The organism is Vibrio sp. YT-18, assembly GCF_033337345.1.
Taxonomy (GTDB): Bacteria; Pseudomonadota; Gammaproteobacteria; order Enterobacterales; family Vibrionaceae; genus Vibrio; species Vibrio alginolyticus.
In genome coordinates, this window is record NZ_JAWOQO010000002.1 from 316626 (window position 1) to 343000 (window position 26375).

The window sequence follows — 26375 nt, forward strand, 5'->3', positions numbered from 1 at the left end:
CGTACCTCGCTGTTCAGGATGACGGATGTTGGAAGATACATTGCTCGCCACAACCCTAGGTATTGGATCTGCTCCAAGAGAGGGTCATTCCAGCGAGTCTAGACGAGACTAGGAATCTGATTACAGCTCGCTAGGAAATGACGATAACTTTCGCACTTCAAAGCACTCGGTGGGTAGCTCCTGAATCACGTTCGTCCCTCGCTGTTCAGGATGATGGATGTTGGAAGATACATCGCTCGCCACAAAACCGATATTTGAGCAGCTCCAAGATAGGGTCATTCCAGCGAGTCTAGACGAGACTAGGAATCTGATTACAGCTCGCTAGGAAATGACGATAACTTTCGCACTTCAAAGCACTCGGTGGGTAGCTCCTGAATCACCTCGTCCCTCGTTGTTCAGGATGACGGATATTGGAAGATATATTGCTCGCCACAACCCTAGTTATTAGAGCAGTTTCAAGATAGCGTCATTCCAGCGAGTTTAAACGAGACTAGGAATCTGATAACAGCTCGCTGGTAAATGACGAGAACTTTCGCACTTCAAAGCACGTGATTAGTAGATTCTGAATCACTTCGTCCCTCGCTGTTCAGGATGACGGATGTTGGAAGATACGTTACTCACATACCCAACTATTTGGCTTGTATTCAAATTTTGGTCATTCCAGCGAGTCTAGACGAGACTAGGAATCTACTAACAACTCACTGGAAAATGGCGATAACCTTAGAACTTTACAGCACTCGGTGAGTAGATCCTGAACCACGCTCGTTCCTCAATGTTCAGGATGACCGTTTTAAATAAAAATGCCGATCACAGTAAAGTGAGCGGCATACATTTCCCGTTTCCAGCCTCGGCCAGGTTTAATTCAACTCTACGTTCTTAATCTCAGGATGCTTTAGCAACATCACACGAATCCAGTGATGCACCACCCACATCACCATCGCGGTGAGCAGAACCGCAACGAAAATCGAGCTGAAACGGTACAAGATCGAAAAGAACGCGTCTTTTTGTTCTGGCACCAATGAGGTCGTCAGCGGAACCGATAGGGCAGACATGGCAGAAAACGCGATAGCCGCTTTAATTTGCCCCTTGGTGAGCCACAAGCAGAATGGCCCCATTGCAATGGTAAAGGCGAGCCAAAAGAGTAGCCCATGCCCATACCAACTGCCCAATATCAGCTGAACAGCCATCCCTGCGATGCAGCCTAGTGCGGTGCCGATGATGCGAATTTTTGCCATGGCGAGCGAGCCCGCTAAAGTCATTGGGGTTAGGATGATCAAAATGGAAGCTTGTGCGGATAACGAGTCATATAAGTCCGCTACTTGGAATACGATAAACGCCGCCATCGCCACTACCCAACCCATGGCAACTTGGCTGATGTAGTCAATATCGCTTTTTACGGGGGTCGATATCTCAATGTGTTCGGCGGAGGACTTTGGCTCAGGGAACAACCAATACGCGAATGCGCAAACAAAAATATTGCTGAACGCCATCACCCACATGTTGACATTGAACTCTTCAATATCCATGAAGTTATAGCTGGCAAAATTCAACACAATTGAACCCACTAACAGCCCCATGTAACCAAATAAATAGGTTTTCTGGTTCATCATTGCAATACACTTGAACAGCATCATGATTCCGACGGCTACGGTCATTAATGTTGGATGAAACTGCAAGTATTCCAGCAAAAATGTGGCTTGTATGGTTGTCCACACCGCAGAGAAAAACACGATCAATAAAGCCGAAAGATTAAAGTTGTCCATTCTGCCCAATATAAACAGCGGCATCATGATGGCAAAAAATCCGTAAGACCAACCGAAGATCATGCTTAGCGCGAGCCCTAAAGAGCAGCCGAACCAAATTCGTAAGGTTTTCATTGTCGCCGCCTAGTAAATGAAGTGGAACCAGCTTGCGAGGTGAATCTGTGCTTGCGCCATCAACTGCCAGAAAATGCTGTTGTCTGGGTACAAAACAATGGTAGCGCGAGAGCCGACAAACAGTGCTGGTGGTAACTCATCGCTGCTGGTTAGGTTCACTCGTGTACGCTGCGCATCACGTACCCAGCGGTTGTTCACTTCCACTTTGGTTAGTGCGCCATTAGGCGTTTGTTGTGCGGCTGCTACACCGTAATCGCGGCTAGCTAAATCAAAGTCGTACACCGAACCTGGGTTGGCATCAAATGTGACCAAGGCGTGGAAAGTCTTGTCTACGTTCGCGACGGATTTTTCACGAAAATCAGCGGCTACCCAGAGTGATCCTGTTGGTACAAACGTCAGCAATGGCATGTTGGTGTTTGCCATCGTGCCAACTTCTAGTTGCAGGTTGGTCACGACACCATCACTGGGAGCGAGTACCGCGGTATTTGCCAAATCAAGTTGCGCCTTTTCGATGCCGTTTTTGGCAATTCGAACGGCGGTGCTTTGACCTTTTTGGTCGCCTAATTGCGCCTCAATGACTTTTAAGTTTTGTCGTTCCGCTTTAAGCGCTGCACGTGATACCTGATTTTGGGCAAAGGCATTATCGAGTGTCGATTGAGAGATGACTTTCTGCTTCGATAACGTCAGTAAGCGGTTGTATTCGCGGTGTGCATTATCAAATGTTGCTTGTGCGCGGGCAATATTGGCAAGAGCGGCTTCGCGTTGAGAATACAGCGTTGCTTCTTTTTCATAAGCGGATTGCAGAGACAGCTCCGCCTGTTCAAGCGCTATCTTGTATTTACGATCATCAATCGTAAACAACACATCGCCTTTTTGAACGGACTGGTTATTCTCGATGAGAACGTCGGTCACTTTACCAGATACCTCGGGCGCGACTTGGACAACGTATCCTTGCACTCGTCCTTCGGTCGTTAAGGGTGCGTGGCGGTCAGCAATGATAATGTACAAAAATAGTACGATGAACAGGACAATCAAAGTTCGCATCCAGTGTTTGAGTTTTTGGTCAGCCGTCATTACAAGTTCCGTTAAACATATTGGATAGCAGATTATAGAGAAGTCACTCACAATTCAGTAGAATGATAATACGAACATAAATGACCTAAAAATAGGACAATGAACGTTAGTTTTGATGATATTTACCTATTCACTCAGACGGTGGTTCACGGCGGTATAAGTGCAGCGGCAGAGGCGAATCAACTACAACGCTCAAAAGTGAGTCGTCGCCTGCAAGAATTAGAGAAATCACTCGGGGTACAGCTTTTGATTCGCACAACACGCAGCATTGAGTTGACGGAGCACGGGAAACGCTTGTTTGAGTTGGTGGGGCAGCCTATTGACCATATTCAGCAAGGTTTAAATGCCATGCATGAATATCAACAAGAGCTGACGGGCAAGGTGCGTTTAGCCATTCCTTCCGCATTGATGAGCTCTGCCGCGTTTAACGCGATCATCACCGAGTACACAACGCGGTATCCGGATATTTCGGTCGAGGTTGAAAACCATCAAGAGAGTGTCGATCTCAAGCGTCAATCGTTTGATTTGCAGCTTCTTCCGAGCGTGGTCAAAGTCACCGATGACAGCTATGTGCAGTTCAGTCTTTTGCCTTATCGTAGTCACTTTGTTGCGTCAAAAGCCTATCTAGAATCGCATCCGCCAGTAAAAACGGTGGAAGATCTTAAGCAGCATCGCCTTTTAACTAATCGTTACAATGCTGATTTGCTCGATTCAGATCTGCATGTGGCGTTGCGCTCGGACGACCTCAACTTGCTGCGCTCGATGGCGATAGCAGGAAACGGCATCGCGTTTATTCCACAAATTCATTCCAAGCCTGCATTGCGAGATGGTTTGTTGGTCGAGGTGCTGCCTCAATTTGCGCATCCGAAGCAGCATCTTACTCTGATTTATCCCTCGGCCTTATTTCTGCCCAATAAAGTCAAAGCCTTGATTGAACTAATTCGAGAGAAATTTAAATAGTCAGTTCAAACCACTCTTACCTAAGGGCAAATGTGTGAGCGAAGGTCATCTTTCTAGGTTTTATTGCTCTAACATGAAAGGGTTCTGATACATTAACTGTTGCTCAACTTGTTGAGTATGGTTTGTGGTCGCACAAGATAGGAGATGGAAATGTTATCGAAAGGAAACACGGGCCTGATTGTGGTGGATGTTCAGGGCAAACTCGCTACATTAATGCATGAAAGCGACGCACTGATTGAAAATATCACGAAACTGGTAAAGGGCGCCAAAGCACTAGATTTGCCTATTCTGTGGCTAGAACAGAATCCAGAAAGGTTGGGCCCAACCGCGGAGCCGATTCGTGAAGTGCTTGAAAGCACGCATTTACCTATTACCAAGTACACGTTTGATGGTTGCAAAGAGGCGACGTTTAAGGTCGCGGTGGAGAACGCGAAAGTTGATACCTGGTTGGTTTGCGGTATTGAATCCCACATTTGCGTCTATCAAACCGCGGTTTCTCTGCGCCAGTCCGGTTATCGCGTTGAATTAGTCACGGATTGTGTCTCTTCCCGAACCGCTGCCAATAAAGCGCTCGCTCTTGCGAAGTTAACCGCTAACGGTGTGGTGCTCACTGGGTTAGAAATGTGTTTGTATGAAATGGTCGAAGATTGCCGAGCACCTGAATTCAAAGAAATTCTGGCGCTCATCAAATAGTGGAATCACTGTAATCAGCAACAACTTTATTTGAACACGCTATTCAAATTCTCGTTGATATCTTGGCAACATCGACTCGTTGCCAAGTAACCCGCCTTGGTGAATATAAATCACCGTTTTATCTGTGTTCTCTTCCAACCAAGGGGTGAGGCATTGCCACATATACGGGTCGTATAACAGGTCAAATTCGAGGTCGGTTTGCTCAAAGAGTGCTTTCCATGTGATGTAATCTTCTTCGTACAAGCGACCAAAATGGTGTTTGTTGCGCACGGTTAAAATGGTTGGGTGGCTGTTTTCACCGAGCTGGTTGAACTGCTCAGTTAAGTAATCTGCATCGCCTACGCAAGGGCAAGTTAGCACTTCTATGCCGTGTGGGCTTAAATGTTTATGAAGATATAAAGCCGTCGTGCCAGTACCTGATGGCAGGGCGACCGTAAACTGCTCTTTACCTCTCAATCGCGTCCAATCAAGAATTTCTCGTGCTAACTGTTTGATGCCAGCTTCAGCGAGGTGGGAACGTCCACCCTCTGGAATCAGCAATGTCGACTCATCTACTCTTCGTACCTGGTGGATGTATTCACTAGGGTGAAGTTCGCTACCGATGTCTTGCATGGCGGTGATTTTCATACCCAAATCGAGAGCGCCGCGATAGTTTCCGATGGGGGAGCTTTTTAGCCAAGGTGGAATGTGATGAACATAAAACTCAAATGCCCAACCTTTAATCTGGGCGAGAGCCGCTAGCGAGTACATGGCATTAGATTGAGCGGAGCCAAAGCTTATTAACGTGGTGATGTCGGGATTTTGCTCTTCCATTAACGTCATAAACTTACGTGCTTTGTTCCCAGAAAAGTGGGAGTGGAGCATGTCGTCACGTTTAAGGAAAAATTTGTGCCCATTAAAGCTATGTTGGGTGATAGGACTTTCTGAGAGTTTCATGTCGATGCTGACGGAATAAACCGTGTCACCTTTGCCATTTTAAAAGGGCGCGTAGTGTAACGCCATTAAACCCAGATAAAAAGTCTGGGTTTCAGGTCTTCCATTTCGGTTATTCCTGATGTTCTGTTGCGAGGTTAATTTTTGCCTCACAACCACCTTCTGGATGTGTACCAATCTTAAATTGCCAGCCATAGCGTTGGCACAAATCGTCCACAATCATCAAACCTAATCCGTGCCCATCAGAATGTGGAATGGTTGAAAAGCCTTCACCTTCATCGCGCACCGAAATGGTGTTTTCATCCATATTGATATGAATTGATCCCGAAGGTGTTGCGGCGATGCCGTTGCGAATCAGGTTGCCAAGAATAATGGTCAACACGGCATTGGTCGCGCGCGTTCTAGGGTTGCCGTCTATCTGTACATCAAAGCTAAGTGCTTTCTCGTCCGCCTGAGCTTGGCTTTGGAAGATGATTTGGTTGAGTTCTTCTTCGGTGATGCTGCGCACTGGTGAATCATCTGCATTACGCTCGTAACGCACTAAGCCGAGTAGGGCATCCACCATGGTCGACATCTGCTGCGTTGCATCCTGAATTCGGTTCACTTGGCGGGTTTGGAAATCCGTGTTCGCACTTCTCGCCAGTAAGCTGCTTGAGCCTTTCATCACGGTTAACGGTGTACGCAGTTCATGACTCGCGTATCGTGCAAAGGCTTGCTCGCGCTTGATAACTTGGTTGATTTTGTGGCGGTACTCATTCAACTCATCCGCAAGAGTTTGGAACTCTTTGGCCGAACCCTCTGGCACACTAAAAGTTTGCGTGGCATCGCCTTGGTGATGATCGAGTTGAGTTTTGAGCGCATTGACGGGTTCAATCAAGCGCTGTGATAAACGCAGCAGCAGACTACCAAACAGAAACACCAGCACGGCGACAATGGACAGCACCATAGCGACGACAAGAATGAATTCCTCTGAGGTGATCTCGATTTCATCAATCAAGGAAACCAGAATCACAGGATGTTCAACGCCTTTGTAGGTGTAAGTGCTCATGTAAACCATGCGCGAGTATTCACCGTCTTCTACTTCATCAAGAAAGTGCTTTTGACCAATCAGGTATTTTTGGTAGCGCTCGGCAACCAATGAGATGTCGTTGTAAGCGGTGGTGAGCAGGTCAAGCTGAATACTGCCTTGCTCTGGATGAGACTGGAAATGTTCAATCGCTTCTTTTTTATCGACCATAATACGACGCTCGCCCACGCGGTCTTCAGACCAAAGCAGGGAGCCAGTAATCAACAAAAAGCAGAAGATGCCAATCACGACCGACACAAAAGAGAAAAACAGAGCGAGTCGCCCTGTCATACTTTGTGTGCTTTGCGTGCTAGCAAGTAAGCGATTGATCATGCACCAGTCTCCAAGCGGAAGCCAACTTTCGGTACGGTGATAAGCACATGCTGTTCAAATGGCTTATCAAGTTGGTTGCGAAGTTGGTAAATGTGGCTGCGCAGAACGTCGTTGTTCGGCTCGTTCTCTTGCCAAAGTTGGAAGGCGATTTCTTCACGTGTTACTACGTCTGGCGCGCTTTTCACAAGCATTTCCAGAATGGTGTAAGTGGTGGGGTTTAGCGCCAGCAGTTTATCTTGGCGGTAAGCTTTACGCGTTTTTTGATCGATAGAGACTTCGCCGTATTCCAACTTACTCGATGCGACAGTGCCACGGTAACGGCGGATCAGTGCCATCATACGCGCTTCTAGAATATCCAGATCGAAAGGTTTGGTCAGATAGTCATCCGCACCGTGTTGGAAGCCTTTGAGCATATCGTCACGGCTATCGAGTGCAGTCAGCATAAGTACCGGTGTGTTGTTGCCCGCGTCGCGAAGTTTATTACACATGGTCAGGCCATCCATGCGTGGCAGCATGAGATCGAGCAAGATGATGTCGAAGGTGTTTTCCATCGCCAGTTTCAGGCCGAGCTCGCCGTTGTCTGCATAATCGAGTTCCATACCTGCACACTCAAAATAATCGAACAGCATGCCTGCGATTTCTCGATTATCTTCGACTAAAAGTACGCGTTTCATGTATTTCTCTCCAAGTGGGCAGGTGTTCGAAAATAAGACTTCGTCTTAACCGAACATTATTCACTAAGAACGTGAAAAAGATGTCAACAACATCTCTTTCACATTGATGTTTGTAGACTGGATTCATTCATCGGATTTAGTGGAAGAGTAGCATGTCAACCTTCAACATTCACGCTGCAACCTTTTCAAAGGTGAGCCAACACACTGAGCCTAAAACAGTTTTGTCTGTTGTGGTGCCATTCTTTAACGAGCAAGAAGTCTTGCCTGAATTTCATCGTCGTTTAGCCGCCGTTTTGGATGAAATGCCAGAACGCTGCGAAATCGTCTATGTCGACGACGGTAGCAAAGACGACAGCCTCATGATCGCGCAAAACTTTTCTCAATCTTCTAGCGACGTTCGTTGTATTGCACTAAGCCGTAACTTCGGCAAAGAGTCTGCCATGAGTGCGGGCCTGGAACACTGTCAAGGTGAAGCGGTGATCGTGATTGATGCTGACTTGCAAGACCCGCCTGAGTTGATCCCGCAAATGGTATCAAAATGGCGTGAAGGGTATGACGTGGTGAACATGCAGCGCAGTGAACGCCACGGTGAAACCTGGTTCAAACGCTTCTCGGCCGCTTGCTTTTACAAAGTGCTGAATAGCATGGCGAAATTAGAGGTGCCAGAGAACGTGGGCGATTTCCGTCTACTGAGCGCAAAAGTGGTTAAACACATCAATTCGCTACCAGAGCGTAACCGATACATGAAAGGCATTTTCTCTTGGCCGGGTTTCAAGCAAGTGACGGTTCAGTTTGAGCGTGACGCTCGTTTCTGTGGTGAAACCAAATGGAACTACCTCAAGCTGATTGGCCTTGCAATGGACGGCATTACCTCGTTTTCCATTCGTCCTTTGCGCTTAGCGACACTTGCCGGTGCGTTAGTGGCGTTCAGTGCCTTTATCTATGGCGCATTCATTGTGATGAAAACCGTTGTGTTTGGTGAGCCCGTCACTGGCTACCCATCCATGATGGTCGTCCAACTTGCCTTGGGCGGTGTGCAACTGCTGTCGATTGGCCTTTTGGGTGAATACATTGGCCGCATTTTTGTCGAGACCAAGCAACGTCCTCTATATCTTGTTCAGTCTGTTTACGAGCAGCCTGCAAAACATCAATCCATCCAAACCATGAAGTTTAAATTGGGAGAAACCGCGTAATCATGAGTATTAATAAAACCCATCTGTGGTTGTTGTTGGCGTTTGCTCTTTTACTCCGTCTTATTTCACTTGCCGCTTACCCTTTGATGGACACCACCGAAGCCCGCTACGGCGAAATGGCGCGCTTAATGGTGGAAACCGGCAATTGGCTTACCCCACAGTTTGATTACGGCGTGCCTTTCTGGGGGAAGCCACCCCTGTTCACGTGGATGAGTGCTTACGGCATTGAGCTGTTTGGATTGAATGAATTTGCAGTGCGCGCGCCTCATTGGTTAGCGGGTGTTGCGACGATTGTTTTTGTTGCTTTCATGGCGCATCGCGCTGGCTTTAATGCAGTCATCGCAGCGTTGGTACTGGCGACCTGTGGCATCTTTTCAATTGCGGCGGGTGCGGTGATGACAGACATGGCACTGACGTTGGCAATGACGATGGCGATGGTCGGCTTTTACTACTGCTGGCTTGGCAAAGACAAACACAGCCGATTGTGGGGTTACCTCGGTTTCTTTGGCTTGGCTTGCGGACTGTTAGCGAAAGGTCCAGTGGCGATCGTGATCATGGGCATCGCAGTATTTCCTTGGCTTGTGATTCAGCATGGCTTCTTTGGTGCCTTCAAAGCCTTGTGGCAGCGTTTTCCAATTGTGTCGGGGTTGGCGCTCATGCTGGCGATTGCTCTACCTTGGTACATCATGGCTGAAATGGCGACGCCTGGATTTATTGATTACTTCATTGTTGGCGAGCACTTTAAGCGTTTTGTTGTCAGCGGTTGGGAAGGGGATCTGTATGGTTCTGCTCATGATCAACCACGTGGGATGATCTGGGTATTCTGGCTACAGTCGGCTGCGCCTTGGTCAATTGTATTGCCTATCTTGGCGTGGAAACGTCGTAAGGTACTCAAAGCCATTGAAACCGATCATCAAGGTTTGTTTAGCTTCCTGATGTGTTGGCTGATTTCTCCAATGATCTTGTTCACCATGGCTGGGAATATTTTGCCTGCTTACGTGCTACCGGGTGTGCCTGCGTTGGGTATCTTGATTGCAATGCTGGTGGATAAACACGATTTCAAATGGTTGACCGGAACGGCAGCGGTGTTGCCAGCCCTGCTTATGATTGCTATGTTGGTTTTGAATATGGGCAAAGCAGATAGCCGCAGCGACCGCATAATCTTCGCGCAAATTAATGACAACGCTCCGGTCTTTTATATTGGTAAGCGCCCGTTCTCAGGCCAGTTCTATAGTCATGGTCAGGCGAAAAAGCTTGAAGATAAGAATGACTTAAACAATCTGAAGAAATTCCACCTGATTGGTAAATCGCAGCAAGTGGATAGCATGATTCATGAAAATGCGTTGAGTTGTACCAACGAGTTCACAGCAAAATCGAAACGCTCACTCTACACCTGTGTGGTTGGATAGCGGAATGCGCAAATTACCAAAGTTTGCTTCGTCAGAAAGGTTTGCTTCGTTAACAAGGTTTGCTCTAGTAGGTGGTGTCGGCTTTATGGTCGACACCCTTATCTTTTCTGTGTTGTTGCATTGGTTTGGTCTGGAGCTGATGCTGGCTCGTGGGATAGCATTTTTGTTCGCAGCTACCACGACTTGGCTTGGCAATCGCTGGCTGACTTTCTATCAAGCAGAAAAAACCAACCCTTTCGCTCAATGGCAAAAATTTATGGCGAGTGCCTTTATCAGTGCTTTGCCTAACTTTATTGTGTTCAAAGGCGTAACGCTCGCGCTAGGAACGCAAGGGGTGATGGTCTATTTGGCTTTGATCTTAGGCATATTGGCAGGCATGGTGAGTAACTATTTACTCAGTGCAAAATGGGTGTTTAGTTGAGGATAGAAAGGTTCGGGCTTACTATCCTATCCTCGAGTTAAAAATTCGTTATTTGAACCAATTTTTCTTTTTGTACATCAGAGTAAACCTAAAGCTTTTCATGGGGGATGTAAAAAGGTAAATAAGCCAAGGTTTATACCTTGGCTGCCGTTAGTTCAGATTTTGATTGTTCGATTTCAGATTCCGTTTGCCACTTGCCGTTGTAAAGGTATTCACGCTCAGGAAGTGGGGCATTTGACGCCCTTAAATCAAATACCTCTTCGGTTTGATATTCTCTACTACAAACTGGAATACTAAAGAGCCTTGATTCTGGCTTTGCTTCAAACAGCTTTTTATGATCATCGACCTCTTTACAATCCAGTTTGTAGACCTCTGACAGTTGCGTGACCATGGATTCTAAATCCGCTTCAGTTTTAAAGAAAACATAACAATCTGATCTATCTTGTGAGCGAAAGATAGTCTTATGAGCAGTATCTCGATATCTGCATATGTCATGCTTAAAATAGAACTGGATCACTTTCCTTTTTTTATTGTAGTCCGCAAACAGCCAATCCTCACGCTCTCCGATTCTCACTTCTGTTGGTTCATCTGGTTGGCGTTTAAGCATTTTAAAGGAGACTAATATAAAAGCACCTGCACCTGCTAACGCCATCGGGCCAACCATCGCTACCATCACCACACATACCACTGCACCTATCCAGCCAACGGCTTGCATGGCGGTATTCACCCACTTAGGCATGTTGCGACGTTTCTTCATCACAAAGCCTTTGTCAGAAAAAATATAGTCATAGCGATAGTCGAGGCCAATCGTAAGGTAAAAGGCTCCAGACACCATCACCGATAAAATAAAAGAAAAAATAGTTACGTCAACCGTGTCACTCGTATGTATAAACAAAGTTAATAGGAATGGGGCGATCACAAATGGAAACGCAAAAAGTTTAAAGTAATAGCGAAATGGTTCCTCTACATCATACTTATGCCATGTTCTGACGTTATCGCCTGCGAGTATTTCTTGCTCTTGTGCCTCTTGATAAACTGCCAACTCTTCTGGGGTGATGTAAAATGGTGAATATGCCAAGGGTTACTCCTTGGTTGTATTCAGTTCTGCTTTGCGCTGGTCGATTTCCGCTTCGCTTAGCCATAAGTCACCACGCAAGTATTTTAGTTCGGGTAATGTGGCATTCTTATTTCTCAGGCTATCTACTTCGCTTAGTAGATATTTAGTTCCTCTTACTGGAATATCTTGAAGTTTTTCGTACATTAGGCCTGTATTGAAAAGCTGTTTAATGTTGTTTTCTTCAGAGCATTCGATGTTCCACTTGTTAACTAACAACTTCAACAAGTAATCCACTTCTGATTCAGTTTTGCAAAATATATAACTTCGACCACGAGTTTGGTTTCGACTGACTTCTTTATGCTCAATGTCAAAGAAATAGCAGTCGTCAAATTTGTGATAAATCACAATGAGTTTTCGCTGTTTGTTGTATTGAGCAAACAATGAATCTTTGCGAAGCCCCACTCGTACCTCAGTTTCTTCTTCAGGTTGGCGCTTCAGCATGCGAAATGAAACTAAAATAAATCCACCAGCACCGACTAGAGCCATTGGTCCTACTGCGATTACCATAAATACGCAGACTACTGCTCCAAACCAACCCATCACTTGCGCTGCTGAGTTCACCCAAGTAGGGAGATCACGTCTCTTTCTCAAGACCATGCCTTGCTCGGATATGGTGTAGTCATAACGATTGTCTAAACCAAATGTAAGATAAGAAACACCGGACATGATTATCGTTAAGCCTGATAATATGTAGGTCAAGAGCATCTGACTACTATCGTGCAGAAAGTAGGTAAGGAAAAATAATGGGCTGACTGCGGCTATAGCAATCGATAGGTATAAGTATCGAAAAGGCTCTTCAATATCGTGCTTGTGCCAGGTTGTGAGGTTCATCCCCTTTAGAATTTCTTGCTCTTGTTCTTCTTGATAAGCCGAAAGCTCGTCTGGCGTGATGTAAAAAGGTAAATAAGCCAAGGGTTACTCCTTGGCTGTCGTTAGTTCAGGTTTTGATTGTTCGATTTCAGATTCCGTTTGCCACTTGCCGTTGTAAATACGTCGCCATTCAGGAAGTGGGGCGTTTTTAGCTCTCAGGTCAAAGGTATCGGCTACCGGAAATTCAAGGCTGCGAGAAGGGATATCTTCAATTCGAGGTTCAGGTCTTCCTTCAAAAAACGCTTTATGGTCTGGAAAATCAATACATTCAATGTCGTATTTGTTTGAAAGGGTCTCTAGCATTGCATCTAGGTCTTGAACAGTCCTAAAGAATATGTAGCTATAACCACGAGTTTGAGCTCTGAAGATGGTATGCTTCTCTAGGCTCCATTTAGAACACTCGTCATACTTGTGGTAGAAGCGAATCACTTTACGCTTTTTGTTGTAGTAGGCGAACAGCCAATCTTCTGTCTCTGCTACTCGAACTTCCGTAGGTTCGTCAGGCTGACGATTTAGCATACGAAATGAAACCAGTATAAACCCTCCAGCACCGACAAGAACCATGGGCCCAGCAATACCTACCATTACTACACAAACTATAGCACCAACCCAGCCCATGACCTGCGTTGCTGAGTTTACCCAATTAGGTAAATCACGTCGCTTTTTTATAACTAACCCGCGATCGGACAAGGTGTAATCATAACGATTGTCCAACCCAAATGTCAGATAAGATACACCAGACATGATTATCGTCAGACCCGATAAAATGTAAGTTAAGATCATGTCGCTGTTGTCATGTAGGAAATAGGTAAGGAAAAATAATGGACTGACAGCGGCTATAGCAATCGATAGGTATAAGTATCGAAAAGGCTCTTCAATATCGTGCTTGTGCCAGATTGTTAGATTCATCCCCTTTAGAATTTGTTGCTCTTGTTCTTCTTGGTAGGACGAAAATTCTTCTGGCGTGATGTAAAAAGGTAAATAAGCCAAGGGTTACTCCTTGGTTGTTGTTAGTTCAGATTTAGATTTTTCAATCTCAGATTCCATTTGCCACTTGCCGTTGTAAAGGTATTCACGTTCTGGGAGCGGGGCTTTTGAAGCTCTTAAATCAAATACCTCATCGGTTTGATATTCTTTATAACAAACTGGCGTGCCAAACAGTCTAGCCTCTGGCTTAGCTTCAAATAGCTTTTTGTGGTCGGCGACTTCCGTACAGTCAAGCTTATATTCTGTAGCTAGTTGATTGACCATAGACTCTAAGTCAGACAAGGTTTTGAAAAATACGTAATAGTGGAATCGGTTGTGTAAGCGTGAAATCTTAGTATGTTCTATATTAATATATTCGCATGTGTCATGCTTAAAAAAGAACTTAATTACTTTTCTTTTCTTATTGTAATCAGCAAAGAGCCAGTCTTCACGTTCTCCGACCCTCACTTCTGTTGGTTCATCTGGTTGGCGTTTAAGCATTTTAAAGGAGACTAATATAAAAGCACCAGCGCCTGCTAACGCCATCGGGCCAACCATCGCTACCATCACCACACACACCACTGCACCTATCCAGCCAACGGCTTGCGTGGCGGTATTCACCCACTTAGGCATGTTGCGACGTTTCTTCATCACAAAGCCTTTGTCAGAAAAAATATAGTCATAGCGATAGTCGAGGCCAATCGTAAGGTAAAAGGCTCCAGATACCATCACCGACAAAATAAAAGAAAAAATAGTTACGTCAACCGTGTCACTCGTGTGTATAAACAAAGTTAATAGGAATGGAGCGATCACAAATGGAAGCGCAAAAAGTTTAAAGTAATAGCGAAATGGTTCCTCTACATCATACTTATGCCATGTTCTGACGTTGTCGCCTGCGAGTATTTCTTGCTCTTGTGCCTCTTGATAAACTGCCAACTCTTCTGGGGTGACGTAAAATGGTGAATATGCCAAGGGTTACTCCAGAGCTGTAGTTAGTTTAGACTTTGATTGTTCGATTTCAGACTCGGTTTGCCACTTACCGTTGTATATACGTTGCCATTCAGGAAGCGGGGCGTTTTGAGCTCTCAGGTCAAAGGTATCGACTACTGGAAATTCAAGGCAGCGAGAAGGGATATCTTCAATTCGAGGTTCAGGTCTTCCTTCAAAAAACGCTTTATGGTCAGGAAAATCAATACATTCAATACCGTACTTGTTTGAAAGGGTTTCTAGCATCGCATCTAAGTCTTGAACAGTCCTAAAGAATATGTAGCTATCACCACGAGTTTGAGCTCTGAAGACGGTGTGTTTCTCTAGGTTCCATTTAGAACACTCGTCATACTTGTGGTAGAAGCGAATCACTTTACGCTTTTTATTGTAGTAGGCGAACTGCCAATCCTCACGCTCACCGACTTTAATTTCGGCTACTTCGTCTGGTTGACGTTTAAGCATTTTAAAGGAAACCAATATAAAGGCCCCAGCGCCAGCTAAAGCCATTGGACCAACAAGAATTACCATTAATATACATGTGCTAGCGCCCACCCAGCCTGTTACTTGACTCGCATTGTTCATCCATTTTGGAATGGTACTACTAGACTTTGCAACAAGTCCTTTTTCTGAAAAAACATAATGGTACTGCTGTAAAAGCCCCCATCTCATTAGGAAATAAAAAAGTGCCACGCAAAATGAAAGTACACATGCTAAGAAAATGGTGTCATCGTTTTGGTCAAAGTTTGCTAAGGCAAAAAATATCGCAATACAGACAAACAAGGTTACGAGAGTAAAATAGAGGTGAATGTATCGAGAAGGCATCTCGACGTTTACAACACTCCAACGTAAAACATTGCTACCCGAGCTGATTCTTTGCTCTTGAGCCTCTTGATAAACCGCCAATTCTTTTGGGGTGATGTAAAAAGGTGAATAAGCCAATGTTTATACCTTGGCTGCTGTTGGTTCAGATTTTGATTGTTCGATTTCAGACTCGGTTTGCCACTTGCCGTTGTAAAGGTATTCACGCTCAGGAAGTGGGGCATTTGACGCCCTTAAATCAAATACCTCTTCGGTTTGATATTCTCTACTACAAACTGGAATACTAAAGAGCCTTGATTCTGGCTTCGATTCAAACAGCTTTTTGTGGTCATCTACCTCTGTACAATCCAGCTTATATTCAGTAGCTAACTGATTTACCATCGATTCTAAGTCCGTTTCAGTTTTGAAAAATACGTAGCAATCAGATCTGCTATGTGAACGGACAATAGTGTTGTGTTCCATATCGATATATTCACACTTATCCTGCTTAAAGTAGAACTGGATCACTTTGCGCTTTTTGTTGTAGTCGGCAAACAACCAATCTTCACGCTCTCCAATTCTCACTTCTGTTGGTTCATCGGGCTTGCGTTTTAACATACCAAATGAGAATAAAATAAGAGCGCCCGATCCAGCTAACGCCATCGGGCCAACTACCGCTACCATCAAAACGCAAACTACCGCACCGATCCAGCCAACGGCTTGTGTGGCGGTATTCGCCCACTTAGGCATGTTGCGACGCTTCTTCATCACAAAGCCTTTGTCAGAAAAGATATAGTCATAGCGATAGTCGAGGCCAATCGTAAGATAAAAGATCCCGGCCATCATTACTGACAAGATAAGGCCAAAAAAGGTCACGACAAGCGTATCACTTGAGTGTGTCAAAAATACAATTACAAATAAGAAGCTCATAAATGGCAAAGCCGTTAACTTGTAATGGTAGCGAAATGGCTCTTCTACATCATACTTATGCCATGTTGTTAAATTGTCCCCTTTGAGAATCTCTTGCTCTTGTGCTTCTTGATAAACCGCCAATTCTTCTGGGGTGATATAAAACGGTGAATATGCCAAGGGTTACTCCTGAAAACCTAGTGTGCCAACAGCGGGGGTGAGTGTTTTTTTAATTATGTCTTGTTTGATATTGTCTGAAATAATGCCATAAGTTGCACTCTGTTTTATGCCGTTTTGGAACCAATACTCACGCTTAGCAGGGGCATCATCTTCCACATCGTAAGCTACTTGCATTGTAAGGTAATGATCTGCTTCTTCAATTGGCAAGGTTACTTTGTACACCAGTGATTCTTTGCTCGCTTGATCTTGAGTTTGTAGCGTGACTAAATCTGCGTTTTGATGCCACGAGCCTGACATCAAATCATCTTCTGTTGCCTTGCTGTTAGTTCTCAACGTAATACCATTCGTTGCAGCACGCCTTGGCAGTTGAATATGCACTTCCAAACCGATTAACACACGATGTGTGTAACTTGGGTAAGCTTGTACTTTTTCAATAGGTTGATGGTATACCGTAGGCTGTTGAATAATAGATTGTAAGTCAAACAGCGCTTGCTGAACCAATGCTGAATTATGCTTCTCTCTTTCGGGTAAGCTCGAAGATTGGCTCCACTGAGTGCGAGTCGGGTGATAACCCCAAGGCAGTTTATCTAACCATTTTTGGAAATCATCTTGTTTCAGCTTATTCAACTTATAATTGATGGCTAGGTATGCAATCGTGAGAATAACCAGGCCGGCCGTTATAAGCCCGCCAAAGGATAAGTTTAATGCAAATTGTCCAGTTAACCCTCCGTATACTTGGAATATACCGACAGCTGACATTGCTGTTAATACTAGGGAATTTGCTACATGCAGATATTTTTCTTGACTATAAACTTTGTCAGCACTCTGCCAAGAACGGTAAGCCTCAATACCCGAAGCTAACGCACCTAAAGCCCCTGTGATTGCTAGCCATTTATTGAATACCTTTAGGTCATCAAGGTTTAAGTTTTTAAAGGTATCTTCGTTTCTATTCACTAACTTTTTTAAGACATTATATGAATGTGACCTTAACCTAGGTTCACCCTTCACTTTCTCCCATAACTTACCTGTACGAACACCTGTCCAAGCGTTGACTGTGTAAAATAACTTTTGGTGGATATCCAAAAATTCATCTGAGGACATTAACCCCGTGTCTTGAATACTGCTCATGGCATCACCAAGCGCGATGCAGTTAAATATTAATGCCAGAAAGCCTAGACCACCGGCATTCTCGAACAGTTTATTCAAATCATCGAGTTTATTCATAGCGATCCGCGTTCTAAGCTCGACGGTTCTTTGCGTTAGATCATCAGGTAACTCAATGTACTGCGGGTACTCCAATGTAGCTACAGCGAGAGCCTTCTTAATAGTCTTTCTATTTTCTAAAGCTGTTGTGTATTTAGAGTCAGCTTTGCGGTTATTTTTCTGGAAGTCAGCAATGATGGCATTGTTTTTTTCGAGCTTAATCAGATAATCATTTACGCGTGTTTTCCATTTTTTAAAATCGTGAGCGTAACCTTCTTTTATTGTTACGGGCATATTGTGTGCCATATGTTCTGCAATAACGGCAAATAAATAATAGCTATGACGGTTCAGAGGTTTAGCGAAAACAGGCATCAGCGAAATTGATACTTGTGAGGTCATGCTAACACCAAACTCCACAACGCCTTTTGCAAGCGCACCTATTGCAGATTTAAAAATAATATCCAGCTCTTGGAAACCTTTGGCGATATCTTTGAGAAAAGCTGTTTCCGCAGTGTTTGGGTTGGAAACAAAGTCCATGATCTTAGAGTACATATTCACGCGGTTGCTGGTATCAGATATCTGGTCCATCAACTGATTATCAGGATCAGGATTTTCTGAGACGATCGACTGTTCATCAAGCGCCTCTGTAATATTCTTCTCCATCACTTTAAATAAACTACGACTAAACCCAGAGGCATAGAGTGCGAGTAAACTGGTTGGTTTCTCCCATTGGCTTTCTGCCCATTGGCGGTCTTCTTCTTGCATCACCAAAGTAAATGACTCAACCGCTTGCTTGTGCAGTTGATACAAGCTGTACTGTGTGTCTTCGCTGTATAGGTCGAAGGTTCTTTCAAGATGATGCGGCGTTAAGGACTCCATTACTGCGATAAAGTCGCGTTTGACCGAAACCACTAGGGTTAGCATGTTTTCTTTTTGTTCTGACAGCTCTTGCATCTCGCTCAGCATTTGCTTCCAGTTGAGCTGCTGACGCCAGCGTTCAGTCGCTATCCATTGTTCGTATTTACCAAAACGGCTCGCAGAAATTCGATATTTGTCCTGTATCGCTTTAGCAATGTCACTTTGGGTATGTTGGTGTGATTCAATCGCTCCAGCGGAAAATTTAGCAGGATAGCCGGACTGAACTGAGCTTTTGTTCTGCTCTGCCAAATCAAGTTGGTGAGAGGAGTCATAATAGTCAGCCATGTCGGTATAAAACGACAGCTCTTCGCCGTTACGCTTAACGCTAGCTGGCATGTCTATCTCGTCACTTGCACCAAACATACACAGTTGCATGGCGGTCTGCATCAAGTTCCACTGGTTTGAAAACTGGTCAGTGAAAAGGCGGTAAGGGCTTGCGGCACCAACAAAATGCAGTGACATATCTTGAATGTCTGCGGCGTAATCTTTTATCGCGACGAAGTAGCCTGATTCTTCTTCTGGAATCGCAGAGGTTAAATCGCTTTCGACTGCGACAGGTTTAAAAACAGAACCATCTTCATCTGCTTTGGTGGCGATGCCAGAATCCGCAAAGCGACCATCATCGACGGCAGAAGATTCAATATCAGCGACTTGGGTTAACTTATCTATTGGTGCAATGTTGTGCTGATTCTCGTTTGAGGACAGAACAATGGTTTGCATGCGATCGATATGATTACTCGGATTGTTAAGTACGCGCATGAACGTGTGCCATGTCCAGCGGTGCTCAGAGAAGCAAATCGATAGTACGCTTCCGTTGACGTAAGTAAGGAAGGCCTTTGCATCTTGTGGTGTCCCACGCTGCTCTGATTTTGGGCTTTCTGATTCTCCCAACTTATAGAGCGTGAATTGCGTTCCTTTGATTTCGTATTCGTCTAAGCTTTTGTTGATTGCATCATAGACATACAGCCAACCGTCGCGCAGTTGACGCAGGGTGTAACCAACGGTATTGAGTTTGGCTGGGCCTTGGCCTTTCCATTCTTCAGGCAAACCAAAAGGTTGTGTCTCTTCTGTTTCTAGCTGATCGATGGCATAGCGGACTGGGATAAAGTGCGCAGGTGATGCTTCCGTTGCTTCTTTCTCAGTTTTTAAATTGAGAGGCTCTGGTTCAGACGGCGGTGGCGGATCGATTTTTTTTGTTTCTCCCTCCCAAAACATACTGCGCTCTGGGGGTGAGCCAGCAAGATCATCGGATTCCGTGGTTGGAACGATATTCAGCGATTTCAGTGTACCATCGCTTTCAAATGCCTGAACGGCCTCCTCATAGGTATAGCTGTTGTCATACCAGAACATAGAAGTTTTTGGGGGAAGTGGATTATTCATCGTTAGCCCATGTTTAAGAGTTTTACTCTGTTACGCAAATATCGCACCAAAATAAAGCAATTAAAAATCAATAAGTTATGCTTTTATGGTTTTGCTTCAATCAAATAATTGTTTGTTTTTCCAATAAGTTGGTTGGTGTTTACCATTTTTTGTATTGATTGAATCAAAGTTTGAGTTATTAGTGATGCCTCAATGAGCTGACAAAACAAAAGGGCTCCAGAGTTAACTCTGGAGCCCTTTCTAGTATTTAAGCTCTAAATAATTAGCGACGCTTTGGTTTACGTTGACCAGCTGGTTTGCCTTGTCCTTGTGGGCGACCTTGGCCTTGCGGCTTGCTACCTGCCGGGCGGTTTGCACCGTTGCCGCTAGGACGTTGGCCGTTGCTTGCAGGGCGTTGACCACCTGTAGCTTTGCCAGAACCGTTACGGTTACCAGATGGTTTACCATCTTTTGAACCGCCTTCAGAGCGTTTGTTCAAATGACCACCGAAGCCTGGTTGGTTTTTGGTATGTTTGGTTGCAAAGCGGTTTGCCCCGTGACGACCAGATTTACGACGTTGCGCAGGTGTTTGTGCTTCAATGTCTTCTGCAGGAACGAGACAGCCTTGTTTGTCACCGATCAAATGTTTTTTACCCATACTGACTAGGGCTTCACGGATCATTGGCCAGTTTGCTGGATCGTGATAACGCAACAGCGCTTTATGCAGGCGACGTTGACGTTCACCTTTTGCTACAGGTACATCTTCACGTTTTTTGTACTTCACGCGTTTCAGAGGGTTTGTCTCTGAGTAGTACATCGACGTTGCGTTACACATTGGCGAAGGGTAGAAGTTTTGTACTTGGTCACATTCGAAGTTGTTCTTTTTCAGCCACAGAGCAAGGTTCAGCATGTCTTCGTCTTCTGTGCCTGGGTGCGCAGAGATAAAATAAGGGATTAAGTACTGCTTCTTGCCTGCTTCTGCACTGTATTTCTCGAACATCTCTTTAAAGCGATCGTACGTACCCATGCCTGGCTTCATCATCAGATCAAGAGGACCTTTCTCAGTATGTTCCGGTGCAATCTTTAAGTAACCGCCTACGTGGTGAGTCACGAGCTCTTTCACGTATTCTGGTGATTCAATCGCAAGGTCGTAACGTACGCCAGATGCAACCATCACTTTCTTCACGCCTTCAACTTTACGCGCTTCGCGGTATAAATCGATCGTGTGTTTGTGGTCTGTGTTTAGCTTGTTACAGATGCCCGGGAATACACAAGAAGGACGACGACAGTTCGCTTCCGCTTTTGGATCTTTACAGCCCAGGCGGTACATGTTTGCAGTCGGGCCACCAAGATCGGAAATTGTGCCGGTAAAGCCCGGAACTTTGTCGCGAATTTCTTCAATCTCGTTGATGATAGACTCTTTCGAACGGTTTTGAATGATTCGACCTTCATGCTCGGTAATCGAACAGAAAGAACAGCCACCAAAGCAACCACGCATGATGTTCACAGACGTCTTGATCATGTCGTACGCAGGAATTTTTGCTTTGCCGTACATAGGATGAGGAACACGCGCGTAAGGCAGGCCAAACACAAAGTCCATCTCTTCGGTCGTCAATGGAATTGGAGCTTGGTTTACCCAAAGTTCACGATCACCATGGCTTTGAAGTAACGCTCGACCAGAGTACGGGTTCGTTTCTAAATGCAGTACACGGCTTGCATGCGCATAAAGAATGCGATCGTTTCTTAGCTTTTCAAACGAAGGTAAACGGACCGCAGTCGTCGCAGCATCGTGGCGTGATGGGCGAATTGTGATTGGTTGTGCAACTGGCTCGTCTTTTTTAGTTTCACACTGAGTTTCTACTTCGTATGGGTTCTTTGGTACGAACGCTTCTTTACGAGGTTTTTCAATGCGAGAAGAATCAATAACCGTGTAGCCTTCTGGCGCCGCTGGCAAGTTCACGGCAGTACCACGAATATTGGTCATGGTGCTGATGTCTTCGCCGTTTGCGATGCGATGTGCTACTTCGACAAGTGCGCGCTCTGCGTTACCAAAAAGTAGGATGTCTGCTTTTGCATCAAACAGTACAGAACGGCGAACTTTATCTGACCAGTAATCGTAGTGTGCCACACGGCGTAGGCTAGCTTCGATACCACCTAAAACAATAGGTACTTCTTTGTATGCCTCACGACAACGTTGAGAGTAAACCAACGTTGCTCGGTCTGGGCGTTTACCACCTTCGTTATTCGGTGTGTACGCGTCATCGTGACGAAGCTTTTTATCCGCGGTGTAACGGTTGATCATGGAGTCCATGTTACCCGCAGTGATCCCGAAGAACAGATTTGGCTTACCAAGTTGCATGAACGCATCTTTATTTTGCCATTCTGGTTGAGCAATGATACCGACACGGAAACCTTGTGCTTCTAGCAGGCGGCCAATGATAGCCATACCAAAGCTTGGGTGATCCACATAAGCGTCACCGGTTACAATGATAATGTCACAGCTATCCCATCCTAGGGCATCCATTTCTTTGCGACTGGTCGGCAAGAAAGGTGCCGTACCAAAACACTCTGCCCAGTATTTTTTGTACTCATGAATAGGAGTGATGTTATTGGTCATATTTTGCTCTCTGTTCCAGGGAGCGCGAATTATAGCGATTTGATTATCAGGTATCTATAACAAACTCATCTATTCAAGCTTAGTTCATCGAGTTTTATTTGGTTTGTAAAAATATCAATGCTCTATCGGCGATTTTCTGTCTAATTTCACCTTGAAAGCCTCATGGTTATAGATCGGTTCATGAAAAATGTCGCAATCTTAATACAGAGCATAAGCAATGGTGTGCTTATATGGGGTAAAGCCTATAATCAAATTAGTGCATATTAAATGCAAAAGGCTGAGCTGCTCTGGAAATAGTTCTAAGTCGATAGGCTTATCGTTGACACAATCCATCTATAAAGAGGATCGGCAGGTCCCAACTGGAATGTCGCGAATTGACTGTGAATTTTGAGCCTTGGGCTAATTACAAAAAAAGGGGCTAGGGTATGAGTGAATCTACGACAACAGTGCATCCAAAAATGCAAACGACTTCCAGTCTAACTCCTGTTATAGAGTGGTCTTACGATATTGATACTCGCGAGTTCGAATGTGATCAGCAAGGAATGGCAAAGGCATTTGGGATAAGTACGCCAGTAACCAGCCTAAATAACTTGTTTGATCATATGCTGATGGGGCAACAAGAAACGCTAAAACAACGAATTCTAGAAGTGGAACTCTTTGGCGGACGGGGGCGGTTTTCTTGTTGCATGATGCTAAAAAACGTTAACTTAGTGCACGTTACTATTAGTTTTGAAAGGCTCAATAAGCGCATTATCCAAGGCACTATCATTCCACAATTAACAATCACTGGTTGCGAGGAGTTAGCGAAAATCCTCGAAACGATTTTTGATTTGCCGAATGTAGGCGTTTTAGTTGCCGATGAAGATACGCGCATCTTAGGTTGTAACCGTGCCTTTGAGTTACAAATGGGCTATCAAAACCGAGATCTGGTTGGGCTTAAAACTCATATTTTCAGTACCTCTCACCATAGCCAAGCGTTTTATGATCAGCTGTGGCAGCAAATTAATGATGAAGGATGTTGGTGTGGTAACTTGCTGAGCAAAACAGCAAACGGTAGCAACCAAGCTCATCATCTTTGTATTTACCGACTTACGTTTCACTCTGGACGAATTCTTTATCTGGGATTTTCTACGGATATTTCTGCTTCGTTGTTGTGGATGAAAAATCGTTGTGAACAACAGCATGATTGGGCTGCCTTTTTACCGACGAGGAAAGAATTTGAACTCCAATTAGCTACCTTAGCGAATGAAAGCAGAAATAAAGAACTCAACATTGTTATGACACTCAGACCCAAGTTTTCGGAGAGATACTTGCTTGAACAGCAATTAGGTTTTGCAGATTTTATTATGCGAAGTCGTTACACCAGTATTGCGGGGCAGTTATCTCGGGACGTGTTTGTCGTATGCTTGCAGACCCCTCATTGTCAATGGTTGAGCCCGGTTCGTTTGATCCAAATTGCCATGAAAGGGTTCTTTAATGAGCTAAGAAATGAAATGGGCACAAAAATGCATGCCACTATCGTTAAAGGCCAAACTGGTGTGTCAATCCTTGGCTATGATACGAACCGACCAAGACAAGCGCTAGCACATGCAGCGCAAGCGATGTTGTCCTCTATTTCCGGTGAAGGCAGCTATTTCAACTTTTACGACAGTGAACTTCACTCTGAATTAGTGAAGCGCCAACATCTCGAGGCGTTTTTGGAGGCGCAAATAGAGAGTGGGCTAGTGGACGTTTACTTTCAACCGATTATCGACGTTCAAACCGGAAGAGTGGTTAAGTTCGAGGCTCTCGCACGCTTCTATGATGAAAATGATGCGTATTGTACGCAAAAGATGATCGCTATTATTGAAGATCTAGAACTCATAGCGGCACTTGATGATGTGGTCTGCCAAGCTGCGTTGAAGCACTTTCCGCGCTTACAAGAAATTTATGGCGAGGAAGTGGGCGTGACCATCAATCGCTCCCTCAATACGAAATTGGATTCTCTTCAGATCCTTCAGCGGTCGCATGATTTGATTAAAGCCAGTGGTGTAGACCCTAAGCGAGTAACTATCGAGCTAACAGAAACCGCGTATTTTGAACAAGATGAGGAGCATACTCGAGCTCTAGAGGAAGTGCGGAAAGAGGGCATTGAGATCGCGATTGATGACTTCGGTACTGGGTATTCTTCTTTTTCTTATCTAGAAAAAGGGCAGTTTGATTTACTGAAAATAGACCGAAAATTCGTCAAGAACATTCATAAAGGGAGCACTAGCTATAACATTGTGAAAATGGTCACCGAGCTTGCACAGCAAATGAATGTAAAAGTGGTTGCTGAAGGCGTGGAATCTAAGCAAGAACTTCAAGTATTGGCAGAAATCGGTGTCGATTACATGCAGGGCTTTCTATTTTCTGCTGCCGTGCCTGTCGATTTGATGGATAAAGCGGACAGTTATGAGCATCTGTTCTCTGACATCGCGATTGAGTCTAAGCAAAGTGATGTGTTGCAATCTTTGAGCCATGAACAAGTCAGGTCTATGGACCCTGGAGAACCGCTCTCCTTGGCAGTGGAGTACATGAATTTGAATCCAAGCTCGCCTTTAGTTGTTCTCAATGAAAATCGTTGTGTTGGGTTAATTACGAAAGAGACGGTGAATTTACACCTAACGCCTTCGATGGGAACAGAGCGAGAAACTGAACGAGAAAGCCGAATTTGGAAACGTCCTGTTAATCAGATAATGAGCACCGAATTTGTGTTGGTTGATGAGGATTTACCTGTCTCTGTTATTCGAGAGTTGGTTAAAACCGGGATTCGTTTCCCTTGGGTACTGTGTAATACCAAAGAAGAGTACCGTGGAGTTTTAACGCAGGAAGACGCGTTGAAGTATCTTGCTTCTCTGTGAATAAAATTGTCTTACCGTTTTAGCTCATTTGGGGGCCGACTTTCGGTGGTTTGGCGATAGTTGATTTGATATTATCGCCCCCCAAAATGACTTTTGAGCGTGCATTCAACATGATTCAACAATTGCTGGTTACTTTCCCTCCGATGCTATTTGGCGCACAAGCGCTACTGACTTTGCTTCTAATCAAGGGCGATATTTGTCCTGGTCAGCGAGGACGTCTTCATAAAATGTTGCCTGCAGTAGCTGTATTGTGGCTCGCTGTTGCGTCACTTCGCATTGAAGCATTTATGATCGTGTTTGCTATTTTCTACTTCTATTCTCAGGTTCAAACCAAGAAAACGCGTGAAAAAGGGCCACTATGGGCGATGCATTTAGCGAATGGTTTGGCCTTTGCGTATGTGAGTATTCAAGTATTTGAGCAATCAAGCTGGCCAGCATCGATAGCGATAGCGCTAATGATATTTTTCCTTGGGGCGTCATTTTCTCAATTGCTGCTTACGATAGCTCGCAGCAGATTACAGGCATTTCACCGTATTTTACCAGTTACGGGCATTGTGTCTGGAATGCTATTAGTCATCGCAACGTTGTTTGCTTCTTACCAGTTAAATGAAGCTGCACTGAACGCTGCAACACAGCCAATCTTGCTGTCTTTAGCTATGTTAATTTCTTCAATTATTGTGTGGTGTTGGCATATTTTTACGCATAAGAAACCAGAAAAGGTGCAACTGAGCGTTGCCTTGTTGCTAGCACTCGCGTCGATGACGAGCCTGCAAGGTTTATTCTCTCTCGCGGCTTAACCTCTATTCTAAAGACAAAGCTAGACGGCTTATATCCAAGTGCTTTCTTGGTGCTTGGGTATAAGGTGATCACGTTTTAGATCGCACTCACTTTAAATTCGCGTGATTACTACTACGCTTGTTTATATACCTTGTCGAA

The 26375-nt window shown here is 44.8% G+C and carries 20 protein-coding genes; 7 read left to right on the forward strand and 13 right to left on the reverse strand.

The features are described from left to right. Positions 1 to 857 precede the first annotated feature (857 nt). The gene (locus R7M72_RS03810; protein ID WP_005389391.1) at positions 858 to 1877 is read right to left on the reverse strand and encodes a DUF2955 domain-containing protein; all 1020 of its coding nucleotides are present in this window, start codon (positions 1875 to 1877) and stop codon (positions 858 to 860) included. Positions 1878 to 1886: 9 nt separating this feature from the next. Next, positions 1887 to 2951, reverse strand: a complete 1065-nt coding sequence (locus R7M72_RS03815; RefSeq protein WP_318056039.1) for an HlyD family secretion protein — start codon at positions 2949 to 2951, stop codon at positions 1887 to 1889. A 99-nt stretch (positions 2952 to 3050) separates the two neighbouring features. Between R7M72_RS03815 and R7M72_RS03820 the strand changes: the two genes are divergently transcribed. Together R7M72_RS03820 and R7M72_RS03825 are read left to right on the forward strand one after the other, a co-directional pair. Continuing rightward, on the forward strand, positions 3051 to 3911 hold the full coding sequence (locus R7M72_RS03820; protein ID WP_258473909.1) for a LysR family transcriptional regulator: 861 nt from the start codon (positions 3051 to 3053) through the stop codon (positions 3909 to 3911). 150 nt (positions 3912 to 4061) lie between these two features. Continuing rightward, on the forward strand, positions 4062 to 4604 hold the full coding sequence (locus R7M72_RS03825) for a hydrolase (RefSeq protein WP_005457944.1): 543 nt from the start codon (positions 4062 to 4064) through the stop codon (positions 4602 to 4604). Between the two features lie 39 nt (positions 4605 to 4643). On the opposite strand, the gene R7M72_RS03830 is transcribed toward R7M72_RS03825, so the two are convergent. The 3 genes from R7M72_RS03830 to R7M72_RS03840 form a co-directional block, all read right to left on the reverse strand. Continuing rightward, positions 4644 to 5540 carry a 1-aminocyclopropane-1-carboxylate deaminase/D-cysteine desulfhydrase gene (locus R7M72_RS03830; protein WP_170897345.1) on the reverse strand — a complete coding sequence of 299 codons (897 nt, stop codon included), beginning with the start codon at positions 5538 to 5540 and terminating at the stop codon, positions 4644 to 4646. Positions 5541 to 5649: 109 nt separating this feature from the next. Continuing rightward, positions 5650 to 6936, reverse strand: a complete 1287-nt coding sequence (locus tag R7M72_RS03835) for a sensor histidine kinase (RefSeq protein WP_047103340.1) — start codon at positions 6934 to 6936, stop codon at positions 5650 to 5652. Then, positions 6933 to 7610 (reverse strand): response regulator transcription factor, encoded by a 678-nt coding sequence (locus R7M72_RS03840; RefSeq protein ID WP_005389368.1) that lies wholly within the window; start codon positions 7608 to 7610, stop codon positions 6933 to 6935. The genes R7M72_RS03835 and R7M72_RS03840 overlap by 4 nt, the downstream gene beginning before the upstream one ends. A 152-nt stretch (positions 7611 to 7762) precedes the next feature. Between R7M72_RS03840 and R7M72_RS03845 the strand changes: the two genes are divergently transcribed. From R7M72_RS03845 to R7M72_RS03855, 3 genes are read left to right on the forward strand one after another with little or no spacing between them, the layout of a single operon-like run. Further along, positions 7763 to 8803: a glycosyltransferase family 2 protein gene (locus R7M72_RS03845; protein ID WP_080996144.1), complete on the forward strand. Its 1041-nt coding sequence runs from the start codon at positions 7763 to 7765 to the stop codon at positions 8801 to 8803. A 2-nt stretch (positions 8804 to 8805) separates the two neighbouring features. After that, positions 8806 to 10212: an ArnT family glycosyltransferase gene (locus tag R7M72_RS03850; RefSeq protein ID WP_045412049.1), complete on the forward strand. Its 1407-nt coding sequence runs from the start codon at positions 8806 to 8808 to the stop codon at positions 10210 to 10212. A 4-nt stretch (positions 10213 to 10216) separates the two neighbouring features. Next, the gene (locus R7M72_RS03855; protein ID WP_258473906.1) at positions 10217 to 10633 is read left to right on the forward strand and encodes a GtrA family protein; all 417 of its coding nucleotides are present in this window, start codon (positions 10217 to 10219) and stop codon (positions 10631 to 10633) included. A 133-nt stretch (positions 10634 to 10766) separates the two neighbouring features. Here the strand turns inward: R7M72_RS03855 and R7M72_RS03860 are convergent, their stop codons facing one another. From R7M72_RS03860 to R7M72_RS03895, 8 genes are all read right to left on the reverse strand, one after another. Further along, complete coding sequence (locus tag R7M72_RS03860) at positions 10767 to 11711, reverse strand: hypothetical protein (protein ID WP_258473905.1); 945 nt, start codon at positions 11709 to 11711, stop codon at positions 10767 to 10769. Positions 11712 to 11714: 3 nt separating this feature from the next. Then, positions 11715 to 12662 (reverse strand): hypothetical protein, encoded by a 948-nt coding sequence (locus tag R7M72_RS03865; protein WP_318056040.1) that lies wholly within the window; start codon positions 12660 to 12662, stop codon positions 11715 to 11717. A 3-nt stretch (positions 12663 to 12665) separates the two neighbouring features. Continuing rightward, positions 12666 to 13610, reverse strand: a complete 945-nt coding sequence (locus R7M72_RS03870; RefSeq protein WP_017634701.1) for a hypothetical protein — start codon at positions 13608 to 13610, stop codon at positions 12666 to 12668. 3 nt (positions 13611 to 13613) lie between these two features. Continuing rightward, entirely contained in the window at positions 13614 to 14558 is a 945-nt protein-coding gene (locus tag R7M72_RS03875) for a hypothetical protein (RefSeq protein WP_017634700.1), read from the reverse strand. A gap of 3 nt (positions 14559 to 14561) precedes the next feature. Further along, the gene (locus tag R7M72_RS03880) at positions 14562 to 15512 is read right to left on the reverse strand and encodes a hypothetical protein (protein WP_318056041.1); all 951 of its coding nucleotides are present in this window, start codon (positions 15510 to 15512) and stop codon (positions 14562 to 14564) included. Positions 15513 to 15515: 3 nt separating this feature from the next. Then, positions 15516 to 16460: a hypothetical protein gene (locus R7M72_RS03885; RefSeq protein WP_017634698.1), complete on the reverse strand. Its 945-nt coding sequence runs from the start codon at positions 16458 to 16460 to the stop codon at positions 15516 to 15518. A gap of 3 nt (positions 16461 to 16463) precedes the next feature. Next, positions 16464 to 19961 (reverse strand): T6SS effector BTH_I2691 family protein, encoded by a 3498-nt coding sequence (locus R7M72_RS03890; RefSeq protein ID WP_318056042.1) that lies wholly within the window; start codon positions 19959 to 19961, stop codon positions 16464 to 16466. Between the two features lie 262 nt (positions 19962 to 20223). Continuing rightward, positions 20224 to 22557, reverse strand: coding sequence for a YgiQ family radical SAM protein (locus R7M72_RS03895; protein ID WP_064368606.1), 2334 nt, complete (start codon positions 22555 to 22557; stop codon positions 20224 to 20226). A 425-nt stretch (positions 22558 to 22982) separates the two neighbouring features. Between R7M72_RS03895 and R7M72_RS03900 the strand changes: the two genes are divergently transcribed. After that, positions 22983 to 25439: an EAL domain-containing protein gene (locus tag R7M72_RS03900; RefSeq protein WP_158159707.1), complete on the forward strand. Its 2457-nt coding sequence runs from the start codon at positions 22983 to 22985 to the stop codon at positions 25437 to 25439. Positions 25440 to 25525: 86 nt separating this feature from the next. Beyond that, positions 25526 to 26236: a hypothetical protein gene (locus tag R7M72_RS03905; RefSeq protein WP_054574763.1), complete on the forward strand. Its 711-nt coding sequence runs from the start codon at positions 25526 to 25528 to the stop codon at positions 26234 to 26236. Positions 26237 to 26375 lie beyond the last annotated feature (139 nt).